Source organism: Streptomyces sp. NPDC002785 (assembly GCF_040295565.1).
Lineage (GTDB): Bacteria > Actinomycetota > Actinomycetes > Streptomycetales > Streptomycetaceae > Streptomyces.
The window spans coordinates 1-3,765 of the sequence record NZ_JBEOVN010000346.1 but is presented as its reverse complement, the minus strand read 5'-3'; the positions used below and the strand labels follow the sequence as shown (position 1 = coordinate 3,765).

Annotated in this window: 2 protein-coding genes and 2 pseudogenes; 3 read left to right on the top strand and 1 reads right to left on the bottom strand. The window is 71.0% G+C overall.

Annotation, left to right across the window (positions count from 1 at the left end; translation table 11 throughout):
• The first annotated feature begins 40 nt into the window (after positions 1-40).
• Positions 41-1,441, top strand: coding sequence for a carboxylesterase/lipase family protein (locus ABTZ94_RS36660; RefSeq protein WP_351207644.1), 1,401 nt, complete (start codon positions 41-43; stop codon positions 1,439-1,441).
• A gap of 39 nt (positions 1,442-1,480) precedes the next feature.
• Here ABTZ94_RS36660 and ABTZ94_RS36655 read toward each other — a convergent pair whose 3' ends face one another.
• The gene (locus ABTZ94_RS36655; protein ID WP_351207642.1) at positions 1,481-2,662 is read right to left on the bottom strand and encodes a PucR family transcriptional regulator; all 1,182 of its coding nucleotides are present in this window, start codon (positions 2,660-2,662) and stop codon (positions 1,481-1,483) included.
• Between the two features lie 101 nt (positions 2,663-2,763).
• Between ABTZ94_RS36655 and ABTZ94_RS36650 the strand changes: the two are divergent.
• Together ABTZ94_RS36650 and ABTZ94_RS36645 are read left to right on the top strand one after the other, a co-directional pair.
• A pseudogene (locus tag ABTZ94_RS36650) lies at positions 2,764-2,958 on the top strand (RHS repeat-associated core domain-containing protein); the annotation flags it as partial.
• Between the two features lie 198 nt (positions 2,959-3,156).
• Positions 3,157-3,665, top strand: a pseudogene (locus tag ABTZ94_RS36645) (IS6 family transposase); the annotation flags it as partial.
• Positions 3,666-3,765: the final 100 nt, after the last annotated feature.

The window sequence follows — 3,765 nt, the reverse complement described above, 5'->3', positions numbered from 1 at the left end:
CAGGGGCGGCCGGCCCCCGTTCGCACATGGAAGGACCGCCATGGACCTCATCGCGACCACCGGGCAGGGCAAGGTCCGAGGCCGTTTCCACAACGGGATCGCCACCTTCCTCGGCATCCCCTACGCAGCCCCGCCCTTCGGCGCCCACCGCTTCCGCGCTCCCGCCCCGGTCGAGTCCTGGGAAGGGGTACGAGACGCTCTGAAGTACGGGCCGACCGCCCCCAAACGCCCCTACCGCCCGCCCCTCGACCGACTGATACCCGATCCGAGCATCGCCGGGGACGACTGTCTCAACCTCAACGTCTGGACCCCATCCGTCGGCGAGGGCCGGCTGCCCGTCATGGTCTGGATCCACGGGGGTTCCCTGCGCAACGGCTCGGCGAACCTGCCGCTCTACGACGGGCGCGCCTTCGCGCGCGACGGGGTGGTCCTCGTCTCCGTAAACTACCGGCTCGGCGTCGAGGGGTTCGGGGTCTTCCCCGACGCCCCCGTCAACCGGGGCCTCCTCGACCAGATCGCAGCCCTGATCTGGGTCCGCGACAGCATCTCCGCCTTCGGCGGAGATCCGGCGAACGTCACCGTGTGCGGGGAGTCCGCCGGCGCGATCAGCGTCGCGGCCCTCATGACCAGCCCCGGCGCGGCCGGGCTGTTCCACCGGGCGATCCTGCAGAGCGGCCCGCCGCACACGATGTCGCGCCGCGAGGGCGCGAAGACCGTACGGTCGATGGCGAAGAGACTGCGGATCCCGGCCACCGCCGAGGCGTTCGCGGCGGTGGACCGAGACCTGCTGCTGGACGCGCAGGCCGCCGTCGTCGACCGGTCCGACCCCATCGGCGGCGGTCCCGGCTTCCACATCGTGGTCGACGGCGACGTGGTGCCCGCCGCCCCGCCCCTTCCCGAGGCCGACCTGCTGCTGGGCTGCAACCGGGAGGAGTACCGGCTGTGGTTCGTACCCGGCGGAACCGTGGACCGGATCAGCCGGCTCACCCTGCGGCTGGCACTGCTGAAGATCCGTGTCCCGCAACGCGTGGCACGCCTGTACCGAGCCACCCGGCCGCACGCCAAACCCGGTGAGATCCTGGGAGAGATGGCCACCGACCTGCTGCTGCGGGGGCCGCTCAACCGCCTCGCCGACTCCCGGCCCGCCCGCACCTTCGTCTACGAATTCTGCTGGCGCTCGCCCGTGATGGGACTCGGCGCGTGCCATGCGCTGGAACTCGGCTTCGTCTTCGACAACCTGCGCGCCGCCGAGGACCTGACCGGGCCCGGCGCGCCCCAGCCACTGGCCGACGCCATGCACCGGGCCTGGGTCGCCTTCGCCACTACCGGACAGCCGGGCTGGTCCGGCTGGAACGCGGACCGGCCCGTCATGGTCTTCGACCACCCCGGCGCCGGCCCGGTCCTCGCACCCCGGCACGAGGAACTCGGCGCCTGGCTCTGACAGATGACAGGCCGAGCGCTCGTCGACGCCGGCCGTGGTTCATCCGCTTTCCGCTGCTCCTGCGGATCCCTGCCATCCGGTGACCCCGCGGTGACCCGCGGGCCCGGCCAGGTCCCTGGCGACGAGCGCCGCCTGGATCAGCCGCGCCTGCGCGGGAACCGCGAGGTCGAGGCCCGTCAGCGCGCTCACTCGCTGCAACCGGTAGTCCAGGGTGTTGCGGTGGACGCACAGCTCCAATGCCGTCTGGCGGCGGTTGAGCCCCCGCTCCACGAACACGCGCAGCGTCTCAAGCAGGTACGGATGCTCCTCCAAGGGGTCGAGTTTGGCCGCCAGCCGCACCAGGCCGTCCCCGGGGCGCGCGAGCTGGTGCTCCAGCAGCACGTCGTCGAGGCGGTAGCACCCGGGCGGGCGTCCCAGGCGCCGGACGAGATCCAGCACGCGGCCGGCCTCCTGCGCCGCCGAGGAGATGGCCGCCGGTACGGAGGAGTGGGCGGCGGCGGCGCGCACGGGCTGCCCCACGTCCTTCTCCAGCCGGGCCACCAGGCCCGGCACGTCGGACCTGCCCGGCAACAAGGCGATCCGAGCGACGTGGTCCATCAGCACAGGGATCCCGGTGAAGGCGTCGAGCGAGGACTGCACCAATCTGCTCGGCGGGTCGGACTCGAACGCGAAGGCAACCACCTCGTACTCACCCACTACGGCCACCCGCGCCACGCCCGCCAGCTCCTCGTACGGCCGTCCTGCCAGCAGGGCGCCGAGCAGGGCCCGCCGTACGCGCTTGTCCTCGCTGTGGAGGTCCTCCTGGGCGTTCTGGTGGGCGAGGACGACCGCGGGCAGCGCGGCGTGCAGGCAGGCGAGCAGCTTGCCGCCCGCCCCGGCCAGCTCACCGGGCTCCGCGACCTCGGTCAGCGTCTGCCACCACACCTCGGCGCCGATCAGGTACGCGGCGATCACCGCCTCCAGGGGGACGCGCTCCTCGGCCCGGCGCGCCGACCACTCGATGAGCCGGGTCAGATCGCCCGGCCCCATCGGACCCCCGCCGCCGTCGCGCAGTGCCCTGAGCAACAGCGCGTGCACCGCCACGATGGACCGCGCCACCTCGCCCTGGAGGGTGGCGCGGGGCAGCGCCCCGTAGAACGGCGCCTCCGCCGCGCAGCGCGCGACCACGACGGCCGTGAGGTCACCGACCCGGGCGGCCATCCGGGCGTGCAGGTCCGACATCGGCGCATCGTCACACCGCCCCGGCCGTGCCGTCAATCGGAGCCCCGGGTCCGGCGGCGCGGGCAATGCGTCGGGCGTGTCCCCGAACCGCTCCCGACCGCCAACTCGTCGACGAAAGAGGCGACGTCACGTGGCACACCCGTAGCACTCTGTGGGGCACTACTGTCTGGACAGTGACAAGCTCGACGTACACACCGTTGCGCTTCCCCGGTCAGTACTTCGACTCGGAAACAGGACTCCACTACGACTACTTCCGCCACTACGACCCCGAATCCGGTCGACGGTGGCTGGCGCCCGGGGGTGAGCATCGACCGGTGATTCCGCACATCTGACGTCCTTGTTTCCGGCAGTGTGCGGGACTGGCGTCGACACCCGTCGAGCAGGGCCGACCCGTCTCGGCCGTGACGCTCGTTTGACGCTCCGGGCATGTGCAGGCCGCTCCTCGGGAGCGGTCACACCGCATCTGACCTGCAGGTTCTCTGAATGCCCTGCTCATGGACGCCATCACCCCGTCGTACAAGGGCTACCGCTTCCCTGCCGAGGTGATCGCCCACGCGGTCTGGCTCTACCATCGGTTCCCCCTCTCGTACCGCGAGGTCGAAGAGCTCCTGCTGCAGCGCGGGATCGAGGTCACCTACGAGACGGTCCGCCAGTGGTGCACGACATTCGGCCCCATCTACGCCGCTGGCCTGAGGAAACACCAGATACACCCCGGGACAAGTGGCACCTGGACGAGGTCTTCATCAAGATCCGAGGCGTGCAGAGGTACCTGTGGCGGGCCGTGGACCAGGACGGCAACGTCCTGGACATCCTGGTGCAGAACCGGCGGGACACGGCCGCGGCGAAACGGTTCTTCCGCAAGCTCATGAAGGGCGCGGGCGCGGTGCCCCGGGTGGTGGTCACCGACAAGCTCGCCTCCTACGGGACCGCGCATCGCGAGGTGATGCCCTCGGTGGAACACCGCGCGCACAAGGGATTGAACAACCGGGCGGAGAACTCCCACTAGGGCCAATGCCGTTCGGTTAGAGGTTCGATCTGCGGCGCAATGCTCGGCGTTTCGGCTGGTGATACGGGTGCAGCCCTTGTAGTGGTTCTCGGGTCCG